25 protein-coding genes and 1 riboswitch are annotated in these 23,261 nt (G+C 68.2%); of the genes, 11 read left to right on the forward strand and 14 right to left on the reverse strand.

The window, feature by feature from the left end; all coding sequences use genetic code 11:
• The first annotated feature begins 143 nt into the window (after positions 1–143).
• Entirely contained in the window at positions 144–2,132 is a 1,989-nt protein-coding gene (locus ACZLHH_RS02605) for a hybrid sensor histidine kinase/response regulator (protein WP_032128739.1), read from the forward strand.
• A gap of 43 nt (positions 2,133–2,175) precedes the next feature.
• Positions 2,176–2,466 (forward strand): DUF3247 family protein, encoded by a 291-nt coding sequence (locus tag ACZLHH_RS02610; protein ID WP_049463459.1) that lies wholly within the window; start codon positions 2,176–2,178, stop codon positions 2,464–2,466.
• A gap of 160 nt (positions 2,467–2,626) precedes the next feature.
• Here the strand turns inward: ACZLHH_RS02610 and ACZLHH_RS02615 are convergent, their stop codons facing one another.
• A complete protein-coding gene (locus ACZLHH_RS02615) occupies positions 2,627–2,890 on the reverse strand; it encodes a hypothetical protein (protein WP_005407925.1) in 264 nt (87 codons plus the stop codon).
• Positions 2,891–3,046: 156 nt separating this feature from the next.
• Here ACZLHH_RS02615 and ACZLHH_RS02620 point away from each other — a divergent pair, with 156 nt between their 5' ends.
• From ACZLHH_RS02620 to ACZLHH_RS02630, 3 genes are read left to right on the forward strand one after another with little or no spacing between them, the layout of a single operon-like run.
• The gene (locus tag ACZLHH_RS02620; RefSeq protein ID WP_032128737.1) at positions 3,047–4,111 is read left to right on the forward strand and encodes a class I SAM-dependent methyltransferase; all 1,065 of its coding nucleotides are present in this window, start codon (positions 3,047–3,049) and stop codon (positions 4,109–4,111) included.
• Positions 4,108–4,809: a pseudouridine synthase gene (locus ACZLHH_RS02625; RefSeq protein ID WP_049463458.1), complete on the forward strand. Its 702-nt coding sequence runs from the start codon at positions 4,108–4,110 to the stop codon at positions 4,807–4,809. The genes ACZLHH_RS02620 and ACZLHH_RS02625 overlap by 4 nt, the downstream gene beginning before the upstream one ends.
• On the forward strand, positions 4,806–5,489 hold the full coding sequence (locus tag ACZLHH_RS02630) for an HAD family hydrolase (protein ID WP_049463457.1): 684 nt from the start codon (positions 4,806–4,808) through the stop codon (positions 5,487–5,489). The genes ACZLHH_RS02625 and ACZLHH_RS02630 overlap by 4 nt, the downstream gene beginning before the upstream one ends.
• A 207-nt stretch (positions 5,490–5,696) precedes the next feature.
• Here ACZLHH_RS02630 and fabB read toward each other — a convergent pair whose 3' ends face one another.
• Positions 5,697–6,905: a beta-ketoacyl-ACP synthase I gene (fabB, locus tag ACZLHH_RS02635; protein ID WP_049424825.1), complete on the reverse strand. Its 1,209-nt coding sequence runs from the start codon at positions 6,903–6,905 to the stop codon at positions 5,697–5,699.
• Positions 6,905–7,420: a 3-hydroxyacyl-[acyl-carrier-protein] dehydratase FabA gene (gene fabA / locus ACZLHH_RS02640; protein ID WP_049463456.1), complete on the reverse strand. Its 516-nt coding sequence runs from the start codon at positions 7,418–7,420 to the stop codon at positions 6,905–6,907. The genes fabB and fabA overlap by 1 nt, the downstream gene beginning before the upstream one ends.
• Before the next feature lie 191 nt (positions 7,421–7,611).
• Between fabA and dinB the strand changes: the two genes are divergently transcribed.
• Positions 7,612–8,706, forward strand: a complete 1,095-nt coding sequence (gene dinB / locus ACZLHH_RS02645; RefSeq protein WP_049463455.1) for a DNA polymerase IV — start codon at positions 7,612–7,614, stop codon at positions 8,704–8,706.
• Between the two features lie 291 nt (positions 8,707–8,997).
• On the opposite strand, the gene ACZLHH_RS02650 is transcribed toward dinB, so the two are convergent.
• Together ACZLHH_RS02650 and ACZLHH_RS02655 are read right to left on the reverse strand one after the other, a co-directional pair.
• The gene (locus ACZLHH_RS02650) at positions 8,998–9,909 is read right to left on the reverse strand and encodes an MBL fold metallo-hydrolase (RefSeq protein WP_049462430.1); all 912 of its coding nucleotides are present in this window, start codon (positions 9,907–9,909) and stop codon (positions 8,998–9,000) included.
• 85 nt (positions 9,910–9,994) lie between these two features.
• Positions 9,995–10,633 (reverse strand): NAD(P)-dependent oxidoreductase, encoded by a 639-nt coding sequence (locus tag ACZLHH_RS02655; protein ID WP_049462428.1) that lies wholly within the window; start codon positions 10,631–10,633, stop codon positions 9,995–9,997.
• A 108-nt stretch (positions 10,634–10,741) separates the two neighbouring features.
• Here ACZLHH_RS02655 and ACZLHH_RS02660 point away from each other — a divergent pair, with 108 nt between their 5' ends.
• From ACZLHH_RS02660 to gph, 3 genes are all read left to right on the forward strand, one after another.
• Positions 10,742–11,671, forward strand: a complete 930-nt coding sequence (locus tag ACZLHH_RS02660; protein WP_032128732.1) for a LysR family transcriptional regulator — start codon at positions 10,742–10,744, stop codon at positions 11,669–11,671.
• Positions 11,668–12,459: a class I SAM-dependent methyltransferase gene (locus tag ACZLHH_RS02665; protein WP_032128731.1), complete on the forward strand. Its 792-nt coding sequence runs from the start codon at positions 11,668–11,670 to the stop codon at positions 12,457–12,459. Before ACZLHH_RS02660 ends, ACZLHH_RS02665 begins: the two co-directional genes overlap by 4 nt.
• 64 nt (positions 12,460–12,523) lie before the next feature.
• On the forward strand, positions 12,524–13,192 hold the full coding sequence (gene gph / locus ACZLHH_RS02670) for a phosphoglycolate phosphatase (RefSeq protein ID WP_049462426.1): 669 nt from the start codon (positions 12,524–12,526) through the stop codon (positions 13,190–13,192).
• Positions 13,193–13,320: 128 nt separating this feature from the next.
• Here the strand turns inward: gph and btuB are convergent, their stop codons facing one another.
• The gene (gene btuB / locus ACZLHH_RS02675; protein ID WP_049462423.1) at positions 13,321–15,165 is read right to left on the reverse strand and encodes a TonB-dependent vitamin B12 receptor; all 1,845 of its coding nucleotides are present in this window, start codon (positions 15,163–15,165) and stop codon (positions 13,321–13,323) included.
• 115 nt (positions 15,166–15,280) lie between these two features.
• Positions 15,281–15,503, reverse strand: a riboswitch (cobalamin riboswitch).
• Positions 15,504–15,645: 142 nt separating this feature from the next.
• Between btuB and ACZLHH_RS02680 the strand changes: the two genes are divergently transcribed.
• Positions 15,646–16,224, forward strand: a complete 579-nt coding sequence (locus tag ACZLHH_RS02680) for a histidine phosphatase family protein (protein WP_049462421.1) — start codon at positions 15,646–15,648, stop codon at positions 16,222–16,224.
• 91 nt (positions 16,225–16,315) lie between these two features.
• On the opposite strand, the gene ACZLHH_RS02685 is transcribed toward ACZLHH_RS02680, so the two are convergent.
• Entirely contained in the window at positions 16,316–16,678 is a 363-nt protein-coding gene (locus ACZLHH_RS02685; protein WP_032128727.1) for a TfoX/Sxy family protein, read from the reverse strand.
• Positions 16,675–17,157: a GAF domain-containing protein gene (locus ACZLHH_RS02690; RefSeq protein WP_005407940.1), complete on the reverse strand. Its 483-nt coding sequence runs from the start codon at positions 17,155–17,157 to the stop codon at positions 16,675–16,677. The genes ACZLHH_RS02685 and ACZLHH_RS02690 overlap by 4 nt, the downstream gene beginning before the upstream one ends.
• 68 nt (positions 17,158–17,225) lie before the next feature.
• Here ACZLHH_RS02690 and bioD point away from each other — a divergent pair, with 68 nt between their 5' ends.
• On the forward strand, positions 17,226–17,909 hold the full coding sequence (gene bioD / locus ACZLHH_RS02695; protein ID WP_049463380.1) for a dethiobiotin synthase: 684 nt from the start codon (positions 17,226–17,228) through the stop codon (positions 17,907–17,909).
• A 75-nt stretch (positions 17,910–17,984) separates the two neighbouring features.
• Here the strand turns inward: bioD and ACZLHH_RS02700 are convergent, their stop codons facing one another.
• From ACZLHH_RS02700 to msrB, 6 genes are all read right to left on the reverse strand, one after another.
• Entirely contained in the window at positions 17,985–18,134 is a 150-nt protein-coding gene (locus tag ACZLHH_RS02700; protein ID WP_177179489.1) for a hypothetical protein, read from the reverse strand.
• Positions 18,135–18,221: 87 nt separating this feature from the next.
• Positions 18,222–18,419 carry a hypothetical protein gene (locus ACZLHH_RS02705; protein ID WP_049461855.1) on the reverse strand — a complete coding sequence of 66 codons (198 nt, stop codon included), beginning with the start codon at positions 18,417–18,419 and terminating at the stop codon, positions 18,222–18,224.
• Positions 18,420–18,458: 39 nt separating this feature from the next.
• The gene (locus ACZLHH_RS02710) at positions 18,459–19,907 is read right to left on the reverse strand and encodes an aminotransferase-like domain-containing protein (RefSeq protein WP_071227724.1); all 1,449 of its coding nucleotides are present in this window, start codon (positions 19,905–19,907) and stop codon (positions 18,459–18,461) included.
• Positions 19,908–20,111: 204 nt separating this feature from the next.
• A complete protein-coding gene (gene msrA / locus ACZLHH_RS02715; protein WP_049424850.1) occupies positions 20,112–20,849 on the reverse strand; it encodes a peptide-methionine (S)-S-oxide reductase MsrA in 738 nt (245 codons plus the stop codon).
• A 14-nt stretch (positions 20,850–20,863) separates the two neighbouring features.
• Positions 20,864–22,633 (reverse strand): cytochrome c biogenesis protein DipZ, encoded by a 1,770-nt coding sequence (locus ACZLHH_RS02720; RefSeq protein ID WP_049461659.1) that lies wholly within the window; start codon positions 22,631–22,633, stop codon positions 20,864–20,866.
• Positions 22,634–22,635: 2 nt separating this feature from the next.
• The gene (msrB, locus tag ACZLHH_RS02725; protein WP_049424854.1) at positions 22,636–23,208 is read right to left on the reverse strand and encodes a peptide-methionine (R)-S-oxide reductase MsrB; all 573 of its coding nucleotides are present in this window, start codon (positions 23,206–23,208) and stop codon (positions 22,636–22,638) included.
• Positions 23,209–23,261 lie beyond the last annotated feature (53 nt).

Raw genomic sequence — 23,261 nt, forward strand, 5'->3', positions numbered from 1 at the left:
GTGGTTGCCGCCAATTCATCGTCGTCAACCATGACTGACGGCGCTTGACGCTGTGAATACGCCCTTTGGAAGATGCTGTGCCTCCAACCCGGCCTGCACTGACGCCCTTGTCCACACTGCCGCCCCTCGTGGAGCGCCCACCGATGATGGTGCCGGCGCCCGAACCCGACCTGCATCATGGCGTGCTTGAGCGCATCAACGCCGGTTTCTGCGTGATCCAGGTGCTGTTCGAGGGCGATCGTGCGGTCGACTATCGTTTCATCGAGGTCAACGACGCATTCGAGCGCCACACCGGCCTGAAGGATGCGCGTGGCCAGCGCATGACGGCGCTGGAACCGGGCCACGAGGAAGACTGGTTCCGCATCTACGGCGAAGTTGCCCGCAGTGGCCGGCCGGCACAGTTCGAGATGGAAGCGCGTGCGCTGGGCCGCTCGTTCGCGGTGGATGCGGTGCGCGTGGGCCGCCCGGGTGAGGACAAGGTCGGCATCCTGTTCTTCGACATCACCGCGCGCAAGCAGATGGAAGTGGAGCTGGGCGAAAGCGAAGCCCGCTTCAGTGCGCTGGCCGATGGCCTGCCGATGCCGGTGTGGGTGCTCGACGAGCGCGGCCATGCCCGTTTCGTCAACAGCGCTTTCAGTGAGTTCTTCGGCGGCGACGAGACGCGCGTGCCGGAAGATGTCTGGCGTGGCCTGGTGCACCCGGACGATGCGTCGGTGTTCGAGTACGAACTGCAGGAAGCGCTGAAGGCGCAGCGGTCGATGCATGCGCTGGTGCGGGCCCGACGCGCCGATGGCGACTGGCGTTGGTTGGAGATGAACGCGCGTCCGCGCTTCTCGCGGATGGGCCGCTTCATCGGCCTGGCCGGCAGCAGCCCGGACGTGACCGAACGCCGCGAGATCGAACTGGCCCGCGAGGAGCTGCTGCAGTCCGAGCGTGCCGCGCGCAGCGCAGCCGAGAACATGGCGCGGCTGAAGGACGAGTTCCTGGCCACGCTGTCGCATGAACTGCGTACGCCACTGACCACCATCCTCGGTTGGAGCGAACTGCTGCTGCAGCGCGTGGACAACACCAGCCCGCTGTACAAGGGCCTGAACGTGATCGCCAACAGCGCCGGTGCGCAGAAGCGGCTGATCTCGGACATGCTCGACCTCAGCAGCATGCTGCTGGGCAAGGTGCAGCTGGAGGTGGAGATACTGGATCTGCGCGACCTGCTGGGCGAAGCCATCGGCGCGCAGGAGCTGGTCGCCGAAGGCAAGGCGCTGGACGTGAGCCTGCAGCTGCCGGAGCAGCCCAGCCTGGTGCTGGGCGATGCCACCCGCCTGCAGCAGGTGTTGTGGAACCTGCTGTCGAATGCGATCAAGTTCACCCCGGCCGAAGGCCGCATCGATCTGCAGCTGCAGGCCGACGGCAACCACTGGGTGATCACCGTGCGCGACACCGGCGACGGCATCGCGCCCGAATTCCTCAATCATCTGTTCAGCCGCTTCCGCCAGGCCGATGGCACCACCACCCGACGGCATGGCGGCCTCGGCCTGGGTCTGGCAATCGTGCAGCAGCTGGTCGAACTGCATGGCGGTACCGTCGCCGCCGCCAGCGAGGGCCATGGCCACGGCGCCACCTTCACCGTGCGCCTGCCGCAGCACATTCCCGATGCCGAACGGCGGCCGCTGCGCGAAGTGATCAGCGGACCGATCCTGGAGCCGGTGATCGTCGAGCCGTATCCGCTGCGTGGCATGCACGTGCTGGCGGTGGAAGACCAGCCGGAAGTGCTGGAGTACCTGCGGCGCATGCTGGAAGAGCAGGGCGCAAGCGTGTCGGCAGCCAGCTCGGCCGGTGAAGCGCTGGCGCTGCTGGCCGATACCGGGCACCTGCAGTACCACGTGATGCTGACCGACATCGGCATGCCGGGCATGGATGGCTATGGCCTGGTGCGCACGCTGCGCGAGGACATGGGCGTGGATGCGATGACCCTGCCGGCGGTTGCCGTGACCGCGCTGGCACGTGCCGATGACCGGCGCCGAGCGCTGGCGTCGGGCTTCCAGGAACACGTGGCCAAGCCGTACTCGGTGGCACAGCTGGTGGCTGCGGTACGCAAAGTGCAGGTGCCACGCGCGGACAGCGCGCTGCACTGAGCATTCACGGCCGATCGGCGACCCTGCACGCAGGAGGTCGCCGATGTCCCGTACAGCTCCCCGCATCCACACCGATCCGGCGCAGATCGCGCGCCTGGAAGCCCTGCTGCCGCAGCTGGAAGGCGAAACGCAGGTGGAACTGACCCTGCACGATGGTCGCCGACTGCTCGGCACCGTCGCCGTGAAACCGACGGTGCAGCAATACCGCAACGAGGCCGGCGACGAAGGCAGCAACGGCCAGCTGCGCCTGGATGACTACGACACGCCGGTGCAGCAGCACCATGTGTGGCTGGATGAGATCGCCAGCATCCGCAGGTTGCCGCCCAGGGTCTGACGGCAACCTGCCAACCCCATCCACGCATGGCGTGGATCTACTGGAAAGGGCCACGCATGGATGTGCGTGACCTCGTCATCGGCCAGGCCTCATGCCGTCCACGCACAGCGTGGATTTTCCAGAGGTTGCAGTAGAGCCACGCCATGCGTGGCTGTTGGGATCAATGCTCGAACAACGTAGGCGTCGCCTCGAACCGGCGCGCATAGGCGCGTTCTTCCGCCACCCTCGCCACCTCGTCGTCGGCCAGGTCCGGTGCGCCGTACACCGCATAGGCCACGCTTCCGTCGGCACCATGGCCGACCTGGTGCAGCCGGTAGCGCGAGTGGCCACCGCCGGTGTCCTCGGGGTAATGCACGGGCGGATGGCTGCCTTCCAGGTCCATTTCACTGTTGTCGACCACGCCACCGACGAACAAGGCTCGCATGCAGGTTCTCCTGGGTTTCCGGGGGAGCCTCTACCCTGAACGTTTCAATGTTGCTGGCAGATCAAGGCCCCGTTCGGGTTTCGCAAAGCGGCCGCCGGGGCCGGCCCGGCCAAGCCGGTACAATGGACGGCCCTCACGCTTGAAGTACCCGCGCCGATGGCCTCCAGCGACGACGCCCCCCTGCAGACCCTGTTCCTGCCGTTCTCCCAAGGCGCCCTGCGCTGGCCGGAGGGCCCGGTGGCCTTCCTGCGTGCCCGCGACGGCTGGCCGCTGCGCGAAGTGGCCGGCAACCGCGAAGTGCATTGCGAGCAGAGCTTTGCCCCGTTCGCGCAGCCGCTGCAGCAGGCCGCCGGCTGGACCGTCAGCGGCCAGCTGGATGATGTGGCCGGCAAGGGCCGCTACCCGCTGGTGCTGGTGCTGCCGCCGCGCCAGCGCGAGGAGGCCCGTGCCCTGTTCGCGCGCGCGCTGGCGCTGGTCGCCGACGGCGGCCGCATCGTCGCCTGCCAGTCCAACAACGAAGGTGCACGTTCGGGCGAGGGTGACCTCAAGCAACTGACCGGCCTCGGCGGCAGCCTGACCAAGAACCACTGTCGCGTGTACTGGACCGCCCCGATGCAGGGCCAGCACGACGCCGACCTGGCCAAGCGCTGGTCGGCACTGGATGCGGTGCGGCCGATCGTCGGCGGCCGTTTCCTCAGCCGCCCGGGCGTGTTCGCCTGGGATCGCATCGACCCGGCGTCGGCGCTGTTGGCCGAGCATCTGCCGGCCGACCTGGCCGGGCGTGCCGCCGACCTCGGCGCGGGCTATGGCTACCTGTCGCGCGAGCTGCTGGAACGCTGCCCGAAGATCACCGCGCTGGATCTGTACGAAGCCGAGCAGCGTGCGTTGGCCCTGGCCGAACTGAACCTGGCGCCGCCGCCGCGCGCGCTGCCGCTGCGCTTCCTGTGGCAGGACGTCACCGCGGGTATCGAACCGGGCTACGACGTCATCATCAGCAACCCGCCGTTCCACACGCCGTCGCGCGCCGATCGCCCGGACATCGGCCAGCGCTTCATCGCCGTGGCCGCGCAGGCGCTGCGCCCGGGCGGACGCCTGTACGTGGTGGCCAACCGCCACCTGCCGTACGAGTACACGCTCAACGAGAGCTTTGGCGCGGTGCGCGTGATCGCCGAGCGTGATGGCTTCAAGCTGGTGGAAGCGGTGAAGGGGAAGGGCAAGTGAAGCTGGTCAAGCTCATCGCCAACCTGGGCTATGGCAGCCGCAAGCAGGTGCAGTGGATGTTCCGCGAAGGCCGCGTCACCGACGCCGACGGCGAGGTGCTGTATGCCGACGACCAGGTGCCGCACGAGGCGATCCGGGTCGACGGCGAGCCGCTGGACCCGCCGGTGGGGCTGTCGATCGCGCTGCACAAGCCGGCCGGCTACACCTGTTCGACCAAGGACACCGGCCGCTTGATCTACGACCTGCTGCCGCCGCGCTTCCGTGACCGCGATCCGGTGCTGTCCACCGTGGGCCGCCTCGACCGCGAGACCAGCGGCCTGCTGCTGCTGACCGAGGATGGTGGCCTGCTGCACCGGATCATCTCGCCGAAGTCGAAGCTGCCCAAGGTCTACGAAGTGGAACTGAGCGACGACCTGCGCGGCGACGAAGTGGCGTTGTTCGCCAGCGGTACGCTGATGCTGGAGTCCGAGAAGACCCCCCTGCTGCCGGCTGAACTGGAAGTGCTGGATGCGCGTCGCGCACGCCTGGTACTGCATGAAGGCCGCTACCATCAGGTACGCCGCATGTTCGCCGCCACCGGCAACCACGTGCAGACCCTGCACCGCAGCCGCGTCGGCGGGCTGGACCTGCAGGGACTGGACGAGGGGCAATGGCGGCAGCTCACCTCCACCGATCTGGATACGCTGTTCGCTCCATGACCACCATCGCTGCGCTGCCGTTCCTGCCCGACGCCGTCATCTTTGACATGGACGGCCTGATGATCGACAGCGAGCGGGTCTCGCTGGCCTGCTGGAGCGAGGCCGCCGACGAGTTCGGACTGGGCCTGGACGAGGCGGTGTTCCTGCGCATGGTCGGCCTCGGTGACCGTGACACGCACGCGCTGCTGCGTGCGCAGGGCATCGAGGACAGCGTGATCGAAGCGGTGGCCGCACGCTGCCATGAGCTGTACGAAGCACGCACACAGACCGGCCTGCCGCTGCGTCCGGGCATTCTGGAGCTGCTGGAGCTGCTGAAAGCGCACGCGGTACCGCGCGCGGTGGCAACCACCACGCGGCAGCCGCGGGCCAACCGCAAGCTGGCCGCTGCCGGCCTGCTGCCGTATTTCGATGCCGTGATCACCAGTGGTGATGTGGCGCGGCCGAAGCCGGCGCCGGATATCTACCTGCTGGCCGCGCAGCGGCTGGGCCAGGTGCCCGAGCGCTGCCTGGCGCTGGAAGACTCACCGGCCGGCACGCGTGCAGCGCTGGCTGCCGGCATGACCGTGATCCAGGTGCCGGACCTGGTGCATCCGGATGAAGAGCTGCGCGCACTGGGTCACCGCATCGTCGGCTCGCTGGTGGACGCGCACGCGCTGCTGCTGCCGCTGCTGCCGAGGTAACGGTGGGCGCCGACCGTGGGTCGGCACACCCAATGCCCCGGCAGGTGCCAACCTTGGTTGGCACGCCCAAACGCCCTGGTAGGTGCCGACTTTGGTTGGCACGCCCAAACGCCCCGGTAGGTGCCAACCTTGGTTGGCACGCTTTTCAATGCAGTCGAGCAAGCTCGACTCTACGGGTGCCGACCGTTGGTCGGCACACCTGCCCCATCACACCCGCCCGAACACCAGTGCAGCGTTGGTGCCACCGAAGCCAAAGCTGTTGGACATCACCGTATCCAGCTTCTGCTCGCGGCTCTCGCGCAGGATCGGGAAGCTTTCCACCTTCGGGTCCAGTTCGCCGATGTTGGCCGAACCGGCAACGAAGCCATCGCGCATCATCAGCAGGCAGTAGATCGCCTCATGCACGCTGGCCGCACCCAGCGAATGGCCGGACAGCGCCTTGGTCGAGGACAGCGGTGGCACCGCATCGCCGAACACTTCGCGGATCGCGTTGAGCTCGGTGACGTCGCCCAGCGGCGTGGAAGTGCCGTGGGTGTTGAGATAGTCCAGCGGACGATCGACGTCCTGCAGCGCCATCTTCATGCAGCGCACCGCGCCTTCACCGGACGGCGCGACCATGTCGGCGCCATCGGACGTCACGCCATAGCCGATCAGCTCGGCATGGATGTGCGCACCGCGCGCAACCGCGTGGTCGTAGTCCTCCAGCACCAGCATGCCGCCGCCACCGGCGATGACGAAGCCGTCGCGGTCCTTGTCGTATGGACGCGAGGCGCTGGCCGGGGTCTCGTTGAAGCTGGTCGACAGCGCACCCATCGCATCGAACATCACGCTCATCGACCAGTGCAGGTCTTCACCGCCACCGGCGAACATGATGTCCTGCGCGCCATGGCGGATCATGTCCGCGGCGGCGCCGATGCAGTGCGCCGAGGTCGCGCAGGCGGCCGACAGCGAGTAGCTGACACCCTTGATCTGGTAGGCCGTGGCCAGGCAGGCCGAGACCGTCGAGCACATCGTGCGCGGCACCATGTACGGGCCGACCTTGCGCACACCGCGTTCGCGCAGCAGGTCGACTGCGCCGATCTGCCATTCGCTGGAGCCGCCGCCGGAACCGGCGATCAGGCCGGTGCGCAGGTTGCTGACCTGCTCGGGGCTGAGCCCGGCATCGGCGATCGCATCGCGCATGGACAGGTAGGCGAAGGCCGCCGCATCGCTCATGAAGCGCTTCTGCTTGCGGTCGATCAGCGCCTCCAGGTCGAGGTCGACGCGACCGCCTACCTGGCTGCGCAGGCCCGCTTCGGCGTGGTCGGCCAGGGCGGTGATGCCCGAGCGCCCTTCGCGCAGCGCAGCCGAAACGGTATCCAGATCATTGCCGAGGCAGGACGTGATGCCCATGCCGGTGATGACGACGCGACGCATCAGAAGCTCCCGGTTTCAGTGAACAGGCCGACGCGCAGGTCGCGCGCGCTGTAGATTTCGCGGTCATCCACGTACATGCGGGCGTCCGACTGGGCCATCACCAGCTTGCGGTTGATGACACGGCTGATGTCGATCTCGTAGCGCACCAGTTTGGCCTCCGGCAGTACCTGGCCGGTGAACTTCACCTCGCCGCAGCCCAGTGCGCGGCCCTTGCCGGGGGCGCCCAGCCAGGTCAGGAAGAAGCCGGTCAGCTGCCACATGGCATCCAGGCCGAGGCAGCCGGGCATCACCGGGTCGCCGGTGAAGTGGCAGCCGAAGAACCACAGGTCCGGGCGGATATCCAGTTCGGCGCGTACCATGCCCTTGCCATGCGGTCCGCCGTCCTCGCGGATGTCGGTGATGCGGTCGAACATCAGCATCGGATCGTTGGGCAAACGGCCGGCGGCGGTGCCGAACAGTTCACCGCGTGCGCTGGCCAGCAGCTGTTCGCGGTTGAACGCGTGGAGACGGGTCATGAAGCACAATCCTGGAAGCGGGGAAACAGGGAAACAAGCGCTCGAGGATGCCCGTGGAAACTGCGCCGATCAAACATTTCAACCGTACGCAACCGTAGTGTTTTCAAGGGAATACGCGCATCCTGTTGATGTGCAACGACCATACTTCGGCGTGTGGCCCACCCGGCCCGGCCCCGCCTTTCCCACCTGACATGACCCGACTGCGCAAGATCATCCACGTTGACATGGACGCGTTCTACGCGTCGGTGGAGCAGCGCGACGATCCGTCACTGCGCGGCAAGCCGGTGGTCGTGGCATGGCGGGGTGCCCGCTCGGTGGTGTGTGCGGCGTCCTACGAGGCGCGCGTGTTCGGCGTGCGTTCGGCGATGCCCGCCGTGCGTGCCGAGCGCCTGTGCCCGGACGCGATCTTCGTGCCGCCGGACTTCGCGCGTTACAAGGCGGTGTCACAGCAGGTACGCGCGATCTTCCTGCGCCATACCGACCTGGTCGAGCCGCTGTCGCTGGACGAGGCCTATCTGGACGTGACCGAGCCGAAGAGTGGCATTGAACTGGCCACCGACATCGCCCGCACCATCCGCGCGCAGATCCGCGAGGAAACGAACCTGACTGCTTCAGCCGGGATCGCGCCGAACAAGTTCCTGGCCAAGATCGCCTCGGACTGGCGCAAGCCCGACGGCCAGTTCGTGATTCCACCGCAGCGGGTGGACGCCTTCCTGCTGCCACTGCCGGTGAACCGCGTGCCCGGCGTCGGCAAGGTGATGGAAGGCAAGCTGGCCGCGCGCGGCATCGTCACCTGCGGCGACCTGCGGCAGTGGGCACTGATCGACCTGGAAGAGGCGTTCGGCAGTTTCGGCCGCAGCCTGTACAACCGCGCACGCGGCATCGACGAGCGGCCGGTGGAGCCGGACCAACAGGTGCAGTCGATTTCCTCCGAAGACACCTTCGCCGAAGACCTGCCGTTGGAAGACCTGGGGGAGGCGATCGTGCAGTTGGCAGAGAAAACCTGGAATGCCACGCGCAAGACCGAACGCGTCGGCCACACCGTGGTGCTGAAACTGAAGACCGCGCAGTTCCGCATCCTCACCCGCAGCTTCACCCCGGAGCGCCCGCCGGAATCGATGGAAGAACTGCGCGACATCGCCCTGGCCCTGCGCGCCCGCGTCGACCTGCCGGCGGAGACCCGCTACCGGCTGGTGGGTGTCGGACTCGGTGGCTTCCGCGAAAAGGAGCCGGTGGTGCAGGGGGAACTGTTCGAGCACGGGCCGAACGAGTCCCCACGTAGCTGATCTTCGTGTCGACCAAGGTCGACACCTACCAAGAGCAGGTCATGCCATCCAGACAGGTTGCGGAGACATGCCATCCAGGCAGATCGCAGAGAACTGTCGAAGGCGGGGTGGGTCCGGTTGCGGGGGCGTGAGCGCCATGGATGGCGCGACCGAGCCTCCATGGACGGATTCACGGCGTCCCCCGCAACCGGACCCACCTCGCCATCCCACGGATAGCCAGCTGTTGCTTCGGCTGTTGCCGTTGCATTGAGCAGGTGCAGGGCGCAGCCCTGCAAAAGAAAACTCCCTACCTCATGGCCACTGCATCTCGCCCTTGGCCACCTTCGCACTCAGCTCCAGCGACTCCACGCCCGCCAGCTTCGGGTACCGCGCCTGCATTGCTTTCACCAGCGCCGCACTGTCCTTCGCCTTTGCCGCCTCAACATCGAACGCGCGGATGTAGTCCGAGGTGAAGCGCAGCGCACTGGCATCCAACGCCGCACCCGGCGCGTAATGCCCCGGCACCACCACCTTCGGCTTCAGTGCCTGCAGCCGCTGCAGGGTCTGCAGCCAGTCGGTGTGCGACTTCGGCGTCTGCGTGTCGGCCATCCACACGTGTTCACCGGCCACCACCGGAATGCCACCGACGATCGCGCGCAGCGACGGCACCCACAGCACCGTGCGGTCCGGCGTGGGTCCATCCAGGCCGATCAGCGGCAGGCGCTGGCCTTCCAGTTGCAGGGCATCGCCGTCCAGCACCTGCGGCACCACGATGCGCGCCGGCACGTCGGCGCCCATCTTCGGTCCCCAGTAGGCCAGCTTGCCGGCCTGGGTCTGCTGGATGTGGGCGACGGTCTGCGCAGTGGCGACGACGCGCGCCTGCGGGAACGCGTCCTGCAGCGTGGCCAGGCCGAAGTAGTAGTCCGGATCGCCGTGGCTGATGTAGATGGTGGTCAGCTGCTTGCCGCTGGTGCGGATCAGCTCGACCAGCTTGCGCGCGTCGCTGGCACCAAACTGCGCATTGACCAGGATCGCGTCGTGGCGGCCTTCGATCAGCACCGAGGACACCGAGAACATCGCCTGCGGGCCGGGATGGAAGGTCTGCAGGTGCAGCTGGGATTTCGTGGCCGTGGCCGGCGCCGCGGCGGCCGGCGCGGCGAGCAGTGGCGCACTGGTGAAGCTGGCGGCCAGGGCGAGGGGGAGCAGCAGGGCAGCGGTACGCATGGGGCATTCCTTGTGGCGGACGGCGAGCCGGGCGTGGGCCTGGCTCACAGGTGGGTAGCGCCGGGCCATGCCCGGCGGCCTGGCATCAGTACGCCGCAGTGATGATCTGCTTCGGGTACTGGTGCGCTTCCAGCTCGGCGACGAACGCCGCGCCGTAGTCGGCGTAGCTGATGCGGCTGTGGCCGCTGGCATCAGCCAGGAAGGCCTTGGGCTGTACGCGGTACTGGCCGCGCTCTTCGCCCGGGCCGATTTCGGCGGCCGGCGAGAAGAAGGTCCAGTCCAGGTCATCCACCGCCTGCAGGCGGTTGAACGCCTCACGGTGGGCCAGTGCGTACGGCTTGTAGGCCTCCGGGAAGGTGGGGGTATCGACCAGCTGCACGCCGGGTGCGACTTCGAGGCTGCCGGCGCCACCGACCACCACCAGGCGGGGCACGCCGGCCTTGCGTGCGGCGGCGGCCAGCTGCGCGGCGACCTCGCCGACGCGGCCGATGTCATCGCCCGGGCGCGGGCCGTAGGCACTGGCCAGCACGTCGTGGCCGGTGATGGCGGCAACCAGCGCGTCCTGGTCATCCAGCGAGGCGATCACCGGATGGGCACCGGCCAGCTCGGCCGGGAGGTCCTGCGCGCTGCGTACGATGACAGTGAGTTCGTGGCCGCGGGCCAGCGCGTGGCGGGCGATCTGGCGGCCGATGTTGCCGGTGGAACCAACGAGGGCGATCTTCATGGCAGGACTCCGTGGGGCGGTGTGGGGTGGGAATGGGGCCACTCTAGGCTGCTGCAGTTGATCGAAAAACAGCGTATAACGCGCTTGTTTGTTGCATGGATCGAGCATATGGACCGATTGACCGCCATGACCGTCTTCGTCGAGGTGGCCGAGCGCGGCAGCCTCACCGCCGCCGCCGAGGTGCTGGACATGTCGCGGGCGATGGTCAGCCGCTACCTGGCCGAGGTCGAGGGCTGGCTGGGCGCACGGCTGCTGCACCGGACCACGCGCCGGGTCAGCCTGACCGGTCCTGGAGAGGCGGCACTGGCGCGCTTCCGGCAGATGCTGGCGATCGGTGAAGAACTGCAGGGCGAACTGGCCAGCGATGATCCCGAGCCGCATGGCACGTTGCGGGTGACCGCCAGCGTCTCGTTCGGGCAGAGCCATCTGGCACGGGCGGTGGCTGGCTTCGTCGCGCGCCATCCGGCGGCGCGCATCGAGCTGCTGCTGGTCGACCGCACGGTGAACCTGGTGGAAGAGCGCGTGGATCTGGCGGTGCGCATCGCCCGCCAGATCGACCCGAGCCTGATCGCGCGGCGGCTGGCCACCTGCCGTTCGGTGCTGTGCGCGACGCCGTCCTACCTGCAGGCGCGTGGCACACCGACCGCTCCCGAGCACCTGGCCGCGCACAACTGCCTGACCCACCACTACGTCGGCAAGAGCCTGTGGCAGCTGCACCGCGACGGTCGTTCGCTGTCGGTGGCGGTGGGTGGCAACATCAGCGCCAACGAGGCCTCGCTGCTGCTGGAGGCGGTGCGCGCCGGTGCCGGCATCGCCATGCTGCCGACCTACCAGGTGGCGCCGCTGCTGCGCAGTGGCGAGCTGATCGAACTGCTGCCCGAATTCAGCCTGGACGAACTCGGCATTCATGCCGTGTACGCGTCACGGCGCCAGCAGCCCGCTATCATGCGGCGATTCCTGGATTTCCTGGGCGAGTGTTTCGCCAGCCCGGCCTTCCAGGATCTGGATTGGCGCCCACCGGGCAAGGAGAACACATGAACCATGGACAGGCCTTGATCGACCACAACCGTGCTGCCTGGGACCGCCAGGCCAGCGAAGTGCGCGAATGGTCGCGCCCGGTGGAAAGTTCAACGATTGCCGCCGCGCGCGAAGGCCGCTGGCAGGTGCACCTGACGCCCCGCGCGTTGCCACTGGACTGGATGGGTGATGTGCGCGGCCGTCGCATCCTGTGCCTGGCCTCAGGCGGTGGCCAGCAGGCACCGGTGCTGGCCGCTGCGGGCGCTGACGTCACCGTGTTCGATCTCTCCGACGGGCAGCTGGAACAGGACCGCAGGGTCGCCGCGCGCGATGGCCTGCAGCTGCGCACCGTGCAGGGCGACATGCGCGATCTGCACGTGTTTGCCAACGACAGTTTCGATGTGGTGTTCCACCCGATCTCGAACCTGTACGTGCCTGATGTGCGCCCGGTGTGGACCGAATGCCGCCGCGTGCTGGCACGCGATGGCATGCTGATGGCCAGCTTCTACAACCCGGTGCTGTTCGTCGGCGCGCGCGATCCGCAGCTGGATGCACAGGGCCTGATCCGGCCACAGTACGCCATTCCCTATTCGGACCTGGAAGACCTGGCGCCGGCCGAGCGCGAGGCGAAGCTGGCACGGGGTGACGCGCTGACCTTCGGCCACAGCCTGACCGAACTGATCGGTGGGCAGCTCGATGCCGGCTTCATCATCGATCGCTTCATGGAAGACTGGCAGCCGCAGCCGCGATTCCTGATCGATCGCTATCTGCCCACCTTCCTGGCGACCCGCGCGCGCCGGATCGGCTGAGGCGGATCGGCGCAAAAACCTGCGGCGTACAATGGACGGCCCCACGTCATGCAGGTGCCGTCCCTTGTCGTATCCCTATCCGCTGGTCGTGTTCGACCTTGATGGCACGCTGGTCGACAGCGCAGCTGATATCGCCGAAGCACTGAACCGCACGCTGGAGGACATCGGTGTGGCACGCGTGCCGGAAACCACGGTGCTCGGTTGGATCGGCGACGGTGTGCGCCGCCTGGTCGAACAGGCCGTGCATGCGGCCGGCCGCGAGGTGGACCTGGCCGAAGTGATGCCGGTGTTCATGGTGCACTACCGTGAGTGCCTGCTGCGCAGCCCGCGTCTGTTCGATGGCGTGGCTGAAGCACTGGCGCAACTGCGTGCGCGCAACGTGCCGCTGGCGATCTGCACCAACAAGCCCGAAGCGCTGGTGCCACCGCTGCTGCAGCATCTGGGCATCGGTGATGCGTTCGCGCTGGTGCTGGGGGGCGACTCCCTGCCGCAGCGCAAGCCCAGTGGTGAACCGCTGCGGCATATCGCCGCGCACTTCGGGCTGCCTGTAGAGGCGTGCCTGATGGTCGGTGATTCGTTGACCGACTACCGTGCCGCCGAAGATGCAGGCATGCCGATCGCGCTGGTGCGTTACGGCTATCCGCGCGGCCTGGACCTGGCCACCGCGCATGCGGTGGCGGTGATCGACGACCTGCGTGAACTGCCGGGGTTGCAGGGCTGGTGCAACGGATAACGCCGGTCGCCGGGCGGTAACCGGGCCGACGCAATGGGTAGTGCCGGCCGCTGGCCGGCAACCCGCGATGCGCTGTCGAAGGTCATGATGTTGCCGGCCGGCGGCCGGCACTACCATGACCGTCGCGGTCACTTCGGCTGGTAACGCACGCTCAGCTGGTACTCGCGGCCCGGCTGGTTGAACCACGCCACGGTTTCATACGTGCGGTCGAATACGTTGGCGGCGCGCGCCAGCAGCGACCACGACGGCGTCAGCGCGTACTCGGCGCGCAGGTCCAGCGTGCCGTAGCCACCGACCTTCACCGCGTTGGCCGCATCGTCATAGCGCTTGCCCGCACCCTGCACGGTCAGGCCGGCGCGGAAATCGCCGAAGCGGCGGTCGACGTCCAGGCGCGCGGTCTGCTGCGCACGGCGCGGCAGCCAGTTGTCGAACTGGGTGCTGCCATGGGTGCGGTTGCGCGGGTCGGTGTAGCTCAGCTGCGCGTTGATGTCGAAACCGGCCAACAGCACGCCACCGGTCAGCTCGGCACCGCGGATGCGCGCCTTCTCCACCTGCTGCATCTTCATCGTGGACGCATCGTAGGTGATCAGGTCATCGATGCGGGTCTCGTACACATCCAGGCCCCAATGCCAGCCCTGGCCCTGCTGCGAAACACCGAGATTGGCGCTCTTGGACTTCTCCGGGTTCAACGTCGGCACCCCGCTCCACGGGTCGTACAGGTCGCTGAAGGTCGGCGCCTTGAACGCAGTGCCGTAGCTGGCATTGACGCGCAGGCCGTGCTCCAGTTCCATCGCCCAGCCCACGCTGCCGGTGGCATGGTTGCCGAACTGCTGGTTGTCGTCGTTGCGTGCGCTGGCCTGCAGCTGGTGGCGGCCGAAGCGGCCCTGATACTGCACGAACACGCCGGTGTTGCGACGGCTGTCGACGAGGTAGCCCGCGCTGCTGCCATCCAGGTTGTCTTCGCTCCAGTCCACGCCGGTGCTCAACAGCTGGCCTTCGGCCAAGGTGAAGTCACCCTGCAGCGAGGCGCTGTCGCGGTGGGTCTGCGCGCTGCCGCGTGCGCCGAAGTCGCCGAAGTTGTCCGACTCGTTGTCACTGCGGCCGACGTTGGCTGTGAAAGCCAGGCGTTCAGACGGGGTGTAGCGCACCTTGCCGGCCAGCACCTGCTGGCGGGTCTCCGAGTAGTTGTAGTAGCCGTCGTAGTGGTTCTTGCCGTCGGCGCGCAGTGCGCTGCCTTCCACGGTCCACTGGTCGTTGAAGCTGTAGCCGCCGCGCAGGCTCTTGGACAGGTTGCGGTAGCCGTCGCGGTCGTGCTCGTCGGCAAAGCAGCCCGCGGTGAACACCGAGGCGGAGCCGCGGCAGGCATCGATGCCGTCGGAATGCTGGTAGGCGATGTCGGCGCCGAACCAGCCGCGTTCGGTGCCACCGCCGATGCCGCCGCTGGCTTCGCGCAGGCCGTTGCTGCCACCGCCGAGCTGGAAGTGCGGAGCGAAATCGCCCTGGTTGCGGCGGGTGAAGATCTGGATCACGCCACCAATGGCGTCGGCACCGTACAGGCTGGACTGCGGGCCGCGCACGATTTCCACGCGCTCGATCTGCGCCAGCGGCAGGTCCTGGTACATGGCCAGGCCGAGGTCGGCACTGTTGATGCGCACACCATCCACCAGCACCACGGTGTGGCCCGAGTTGGTGCCGCGCAGGAACAGCGAGCTCTGCTTGCCGAGGCCGCCGGAGTTGGTCAGGTTGATGCCGGCGCGGCCGCGCAGCAGCTCCTGCAGCGAGGTGGCCTGGCTGGATTCGATCTGCGCGCGGTCGATCACCTGGGCCGGCGCGATGCTGTCCTGCAGGGCGATCGGGGTGCGGGTGGCGGTGACCAGGATCTGGTCGAGCGCGGTGGTGTCATCGGCGGCCTGGGCCAGCGCGGGCAGGGCGGCCAGCACGGCCAGGGACAGCATTCGGGACTGCAGCTTCATGGGGGACTCCAGGTGCCACGCACGCCCGCGTGGCGAAGGGGAGGAGCCGCGAAGGCAGGCATGCGCCGACGCCGCAGCGCAGGCTGCGGTCATCCAGCGCCATGCCCACCGCATCGCGACCTGAGGCTTCCTGGCCGGTCTCCGGGCTTGCCGCCGGGTGGCGCGAGGCCACCGTCCAGGCGCCTTCCCATGCCTGCGGCACAGTGGCGTTGTTGCCTGGAACTGACGTGCTTACCGTTGCGGGGGCAGCGCCGGCCTGGCGTGGAATCACGCGTCACCGGCTTCCCGTTTCAACCTGCCGGCCGTGGCCGCAGGTCACCTGGAAGTGCGCGCAGTCTACGGCATCGCAGGCGGCCCGTAGCGTCGAGCGTGCTCGACTGCCTTTGCTGTGCCCTTAGAATGGTCCCTCGATCCCGTGGTGCCGTTGCCGATGTCCGCCCGTTTTCCGCTGTTCCCGCGTTGCCTGTACAGGACGCACGCATGATCCTCGACCTGGTCCGCCATGCCGGCAACGGTCGCGATGAGTTCCTCGATGGCCGCAGCGATCCACCGCAGCTGGCCCGCCTGCCGCAGGAACTGGTCGACGCCTACGCTGCGCAGCCCTGGGAGCGGGTGATCAGTTCGCCGCGGCTGCGCTCGCTGCACACGGCGATGGCCCTGGCCACGCCGCGCGGGCTGGACGTGGAAGCGGACGAGGAATGGGAAGAGCTGGATTTCGGCGATTGGGACGGGCAGTCGCTGTTCGACCTGCCGGAGGACGCATTGGCGGCCTTCCATGCCGACCCGCATGCATTCCCGCCGCCGAACGGCGAAAGCTGGGGCCACTTCGAGCGGCGCATCGCGCGCGCGCTGGATCGCCTGCTTGATGATGACGATCCGGTGCCGACGCTGGTGGTCAGCCACGGCGGCCCGCTGCGCATGGTGCTGTCGCAGGTCTGCGGCCTGCCGATGTCGCTGTGCTGGGCCCTGCGTATTGACCACGGCACACGCCTGCGGGTGTGGCTGGAGCGCGGCGAGGTCGGGCTGGTGGGCGAACTGCAGGAGCTGCAGCAGCCCTGACCGCACTCGCCGGGCATGACCCGGCGCTACCGATCCCGCATCGCAGTGGTGGTGCCGGCCGCTGGCCGGCATCCCCAGGAACGCGGAGGCCTCAATCCTCGTCCGCGCGCTCGGCCACGCTGTCCTCAGCGTCGTCGTCAGCATCGAAGCGCTGCTCATGCACCGGGCCCGAAGCGGGGCCGGCCGCCTTCAGCGGATGCGCAGCGATGCGCGCTTCGTAATCCTGCACCAGTGCCTCACGCTGCGGCTCGCTCAGTTCCTGCCAATGGCAGTCCAGCAGCGCGCCTTCCAGTGAATAGAGCAGGTTCAGGCTGGGCTTGAAGCCGGCGCGCTTGACCTTGACGAAGGCGCCGACCGCGCCGATCGCAACCAGATCCTCGCGGCTGCGCAGGCCGACCTGACGCAGCCACGCCGCACTCTTCGGGCCGATGTTGCGCAGCTTCGGTGCGCTCATCCCAGCGCCTCGACGAACACGCGGGCGATGGCTTCCAGGCCAGCCTGGTCGTCGGCATCGAAGCGGCCGACTTTCGGGCTGTCGATGTCGAACACGCCGATCAGTTCATCGCCGCGCAGCAACGGCACCACCAGTTCCGAGCGCGAGGCCGAATCGCAGGCGATGTGGCCGGGGAAGGCATCGACGTCCTCCACGCGCTGGGTCACGCGCTGGCTGGCGGCGGCACCGCACACGCCCTTGTCCAGCGGGATGCGCACGCAGGCCGGCAGGCCCTGGAATGGCCCGACCACCAGTTCCTTGCCGTCGTACAGGTAGAAGCCCACCCAGTTCAGGTCGGGCAGAGCGTGATAGACCAGCGCGGAGAGGTTGGCCGCGTTGGCGATGCGGTCGGACTCGGCGTAGACCAGGCCGCGGGCCTGTTCCAGCAGCTGGGCGTATTGTTCCGGCTTGCTGCCGGTGAGCGAGGCATTGGCGAACATGCCCGCAGTCTAGCAAGCGCGCCGGGCCGGCGATAATGCAGGCTCTGTTGCCCCGCTGGAGCTTATCGATGCCGTTGCCCGCCACGCTGCCGCCTGCCCTGTTCGTCACCGGCACCGATACCGAGATCGGCAAGACCGCGGCCAGCACCGCGCTGCTGCATGCACTGCGCCGGCGCGGCCTGCGCGCGGTTGGCATGAAGCCGGTGGCCAGCGGCAGCGAAGACCTGGGGCAGGGCCTGCGCAACGAGGACGCGCTGGCGCTGCAGGCGGCCAGTTGGCCGGTGCCGGTCTATGCCGACCTGAATCCGTACGCGCTGCGGCAACCGCTGGCGCCGGAGCTGGCCGCTGCCGAGGATGGCGTGCAGGTGGAACTGGCGCCGATCGTGGCAGCGTTCGCGCGCCTGCGTGCTCAGGCCGATGTCGTGGTGGTGGAGGGCGTTGGCGGTTGGCTGGCGCCGGTCTCGGCCACGCTCGACCAGCTCGACCTGGTGCGTGCATTGCATCTGCCGGTAGTACTTGTGGTCGGCATGCGGCTGGGCTGCGTCAACCACGCACGGCTGACTGCGCAGTCGCTGCAGGCCAGCGGCGTGGAGTGCCTGGGCTGGATCGGCAACCACATCGACCCGGTGATGCAGCGCCAGGATGAGAACATCGCGACGTTGCAGCAGCGCCTGCCGATGCCGTGCTGGGGGCGGCTGCCGTATCTGCCGGGAGAGGATGGCGAAGCGCTGTCGGCGTACCTGCTCGAGTGATCCTGGGTAGTGCCGGCCGCTGGCCGGCAACTGCATCCACCCGGCGATCCCGAGGTTGCCGGCCAGCGACCGGCGTTACCGTGCCGCAGCCGCCAGCTCCTTCGCGATCGCACCCAGCCGCTCCACCGCACCGATGAAGCGCGCATCCAAGGTCTGGCAGCACGACAGCCGCAGGCATTGGCGGTAGCGTGCGCCGCGCGAGTACACGCGGCGCTGGGCGCGCACGTGCTTGAGTGATCCTGGGTAGTGCCGGCCGCTGGCCGGCAACTGCATCCACCCGGCGATCCCGAGGTTGCCGGCCAGCGGCCGGCACTACCGTGTTGCAGCTGCCAGCTCCTTCGCGATCGCACCGAGCCGCTCCACCGCGCCGATGAAGCGCGCATCCAGCATCTGGCAGCACGACAGCCGCAGGCAGTGGCGATAGCGCGCGCCGCGCGAGTACACGCGGCGCTGGGCGTGCACCTGCTTGAGTGATCCTAGGTAGTGCCGGCCGCTGGCCGGCAACTGCATCCACCTGGCGATCCCGAGGTTGCCGGCCAGCGGCCGGCGTTACCGTGCTGCAGCCGCCAGCTCCCGCGCGATCGCACCCAGCCGCTCCACCGCACCGATGAAGCGCGCATCCAAGGTCTGGCAGCACGACAGCCGCAGGCAGTGGCGGTAACGCGCACCACGCGAATACACCTGGCCGGGCATGAACACGATGTCCTCTACCAGCGCACGTTCGAACAGCTCACGCGTATCCACGCCCGGCAGTTCGAGCCACAGCAGGAAGCCGCCTTGCGGCTCGGTGGCACGGGTGCCGGCCGGGAAGTGTTCGGCCACCAGCTGGCGCAGCCGTCCCACCTGTTCGCGGTACAGCCGGCGCATGCGGTGCAGGTGATGCTCGTAGCTTCCGGCTTCCAGATACGCCGCCACCGCATCGCCGAGCAGTTGAGGCTCGCCACCGGTGGACTGGAATTTCAGCAGCGCGATGCGCTCGGCGAAGCGGCCGCCATCCAGCCAGCCGATACGGTAATCCGGTGCCAGTGTCTTGGAGAACCCACCGACCACCATCACCCAGCCATCGCGATCGAAGGCCTTCAGCAAGGGCGCCGGCGGTTCGCAGAACTGCAGCTCGGCATACACCGCATCTTCGATCAGCGGTAGCTGGCGCGCGTTGACCAGTTCGGCCAGGCGTTGCTTGGCGGGTGTCGGCATGGTACAGCCCAGCGGATTGTGTACGGTCGGCATCACCACCAGTGCGGCCAGCGACGTGTGCTCCAGCATCGCTTCCAGTGCATCGACATCCAGGCCGTGCTGCGGGTGGGTGGGCAGCTCGATGGCCTGCAGGCCGAGGTTGGCCAGCAACGGGTACAGGTTGAAGTAGGACGGCGCCTCGATGCCCACCGCATCACCGGGCTGGGTGACCGCGCGCAGTGCCAGCTGCAGGGCCTCCATCGCGCCGTGGGTCAGCAGCAGCCGCTCGCTATGGGTGTGCAGGCCCATGCGTGGACCGCGACGCACGATCTGCGCCAGCAGCCTGGGGGAGCCGTTCGGGCGCGCGTAGGATTCCACTGTCTGCTGGCCGTGCCGCAGCACCTGCGCGGTATGCCGGGCCAGCTGCGCGCCCGGATAGAACTGGCGCCCGCGCGGACCGGCGAAGGCCAGGTCGATCACTCCGGAGCGACGTTGTGCCTCCAGCACGCGCGCCATCAGCACCTGCTGCAGTGGTGCGGTGGGTGCGGACGGGGTATCACGCAGCGAACGCTCTGGCACCGACAATCGCGGCGCCACCTCGAAGCCGGCCTTTGGCCGCGGAATGACCAGGCCGGCGTCCTCCAGCTGGCGATAGGCCGCGATCACCGTGTTCAGGCTGAGCCTTCGCTGCAGGGCCATCTGCCGCAGTGAAGGCAGGCGGCTGCCGACCGGGAGACGTCCGCCGTGGATGGCTTCGGCCAGTTCATCGGACAGCCGTTGGTAGCGGGGTGGGATCATCGCGCTCTGGTTATCTGTATCCATCGAACTTCCCGCCATCTGGTTCTGTACCCATGATGATGGCGAGCCTAGCATGTCGTTGTCGGACGGGCCTGATCGGGGCACGGCCGATACTTCCCAAGCGCACGGCTGGATGGCCGTGCGTCTTTTTTTGGAGGTGGTACCGGCCGCTGGCCGGCGATCCCCAGATCCGCAGGAGCCGGCCAGCGGTCGGCACTACCCGGGTCGTTACCGCATCGGCACCAGTGCCGCGTCGCGCCGGTACAGCGCCGGGAACTGCTTGCCCAGTGCAGCCAGCTTCGGTGCGTCGTAGTAGCGGATGTAGGCCGCCTGCGGGTAGTTGGTCATGTAGTTCTGGTGGTAGCTCTCGGCCGGGTAGAAGTGCTGGCCGCTGACCAGCTGGGTGACGATCGGTGCGCGGTAGCTGCCGGCCTGGCCGAGCTGGGCGATGTAGGCGCGGCTGGCCGCCTGCTGGCGTGCGTCATCACTGAAGATCGCCGAGCGGTACTGGCTGCCGTGGTCCGGCCCCTGTCGATTGAGCTGGGTCGGATCGTGCACCACCGAGAAGAACACCTGCATCAGCTGGCCATAGCTGACCTGGCGCGGGTCGTAGTCGATCTTCACCGCCTCGGCATGACCGGTCTGGCCACCGCTGACGCGCTCATAGCGCGCATTGGCCGCGCTGCCACCGATGTAGCCGGACACCGCATTGCTCACGCCTTTGACGTGCTGGAACACGCCCTGCACGCCCCAGAAGCAACCGCCGGCGAACACCACGCTGGCATGGGTGGCGTCATCGCGGAACGCGGCGTCGCCGCTGGGCGCCGGTAGTGCCTTGGCCTGCGCGCTGGCTTCCAGCGGTGCCGCGACTGCGCCGTGGTCGACCAGCAGCACGCCAGCGATCAATGCAGTAGCTACCAAGCCGGCGACACCGGCGGCGATACCTTGTTCAAAAGAGAGTTTCATCGTGTGCTCCCGTTTCAACCGAAGGTGAAGGCATAGGCCTGCACGCCCGCATCGAGGAATTCGATCTCGAAGCGATGCGGGCCGACCGCGCCGCGCTGGCGCACCAGCTGGTACAAGCGGTGTTCGTTGACCACGCCGCTGCCATCGGCGCCGACATCGCTGCCGGCATCGGCGATGGGCAGCGGCTTGCCATCCAGCCAGACGCGGAAGCGCACTGGCTTGCCGTCCTCGCTCGGTGCCAGCACCAAGTGCAGGTCGCGCGCATGGAACTGGAATGCAATGCGGCCACCGGCCTGCTGCAGCTGCGCAGCTTCGTCGGTAACGGTCCAGCGCCCCGACAGTCCCCACCGGTTCAACGCCAGGGTGGCCGGCAGGTTGTAGTCGAACGCGGTGTCGCTGCGCTGCCCGCCGGGCGAGGCGAACTGCTCGGCGCGGGCGTGGCCCAGGTAGGTTTCCGGCGAACGCAGGTTGCCCATGTCGGCCTGCACGGCCACGCCCTTCAGGTCGGCGGCAGCGGGATCGGCCGGTGGTGGCAGGTTGGTCTGCCCGGCTTCGGTCAGCAGGCGACGGATCATCTGTTCCGAGCGCGCATACTTGCCCTCGCCGAACTGATGGCCGCGGATGTTGCCCTGCGCGTCGACGAAGTACTGTGCCGGCCAGTAGCGGTTGTTGAAGGCGCGCCAGATCGTGTACTGGTTGTCGAGCGCCACCGGGTACTCGACCTTCAGCTGCTGCACCGCCTTCATCACGTTGCGTGGGTCACGCTCGAACGCGAACTCCGGCGTGTGTACGCCGACCACCACCAGACCGTGGTCGCGGTAGCGGCGCTCCCATTCGTGCACGAACGGCATCGCGCGCAGGCAGTTGATGCAGGAGTACGTCCAGAAATCGACCAGCACCACCTTGCCGCGCAGCTGCTGTGCACTCAGCGGCGGGCTGTTGAGCCAGCCGGTGGCACCATCCAGCGCGGGCAGGGCGCCTTCCACCGGCAGCGGTGCATCGGCACCTGCATTGGCGCCGGCCATCATCATCATCGGCGGTGCCGCCGGCTGCGCGCCGGGCACTGCGTCCAGCAGGCTTTGCTCGATGCGCGCGGTGCTGACCGTGGACAGGCGGGTCAGCAGGCCGGTATCCCAGCCGAGGCCGATCGCCACGACGGCCAGCAGCGCGGCTACACCCAGCACCTTGCGCAGGACATCGCCGAGGCCGAGCCGCGCCTGCAGCGCACGGAACACGCGGCCGCCGACCCACACCGCCAGCGCCAGCGCGGTGATCGCACCCGATGCATAGGCAAGCAGCAGGGTGCTGGTACCGACGCTGGCGCCATGCAGGGCAGCACCGGTCAGCACCAGGCCGAGGATCGGCCCGGCGCACGGTGCCCACAGCAGGCCGGTGGCGATGCCGATCAACAGCGAGGTCCATGCGCCGCCATGCCCAGCAGCATCAGCGGCATCGGCACGCGCGCTCAGGCGTGCACCCACACGCTGGAACGGCGCCAGCAGATGGTCGGCCAGCCGCGGCCAGAGCAGGGCGACCGCGAACAACGCCATCAGCAGCAGGGCGATCCAGCGTCCAACCTGGTTGGCCTGCGCCACCCATTGGCTGCCCACCGCAGCCAGGCTGGCGACCACGGTGAAGGTGAGCGCCATGCCCAGCAGCAACGGCAGCGTGCTGCGCAGGAACGGGCGATCGGCACGCGCGAACACGAACGGCAGCACCGGCAGGATGCAGGGACTGAGCAGGGTCAGCGCGCCCCCCAGATAGGCAAGCAGCAACAGCAGCATCGTCAGGCTCCGGAAGCAGGGGAAGAACCGACCGGCACCCGCCAGCCGTCGGCAGTGCCATCAGTGGCACCGGGAACGAACACCATCGCCGCACCGTTCATGCAGTAGCGCAGCCCGGTCGGGCGTGGCCCATCGTTGAACACATGGCCGAGATGGCCGCCGCAGCGGCGGCAATGCACCTCCACCCGCAGCATCCCGAAGGTGACGTCGCGGTCTTCGCCGATGGCGTTGTGCAGCGGTGCCCAGAAGCTGGGCCAGCCGGTGCCGCTCTCGAACTTGGTGGACGAGGAGAACAGCGGCAGTGCACAGCCGGCGCAGGCGAAGGTGCCCTGCCGATGTTCCTTGTTGAGCGGGCTGCTGTACGGGCGCTCGGTGGCCTGCTGGCGCAGCACCGCGTACTGCGCCGGGGTCAGCTGCTGGCGCCACTGAGCATCGCTGCGCATGACCTCGAACTGTCGCGACGGACGCGCTTCGGCGGCGGCCGGGGCGGCGCGGCTGCAGGCCCCCAGGCCGAGCAGGCCGGCGGCGGTGGCAACACCGCCCAGGCCGAGTAGATGGCGGCGGGAGAGGGACATGGCGGACTCCGGGAAGGGGCGACGGGGCCATGCTGCGCCCGCCCGGGTCAACG

The organism is Stenotrophomonas sp. 28608_Sma (assembly GCF_056486185.1).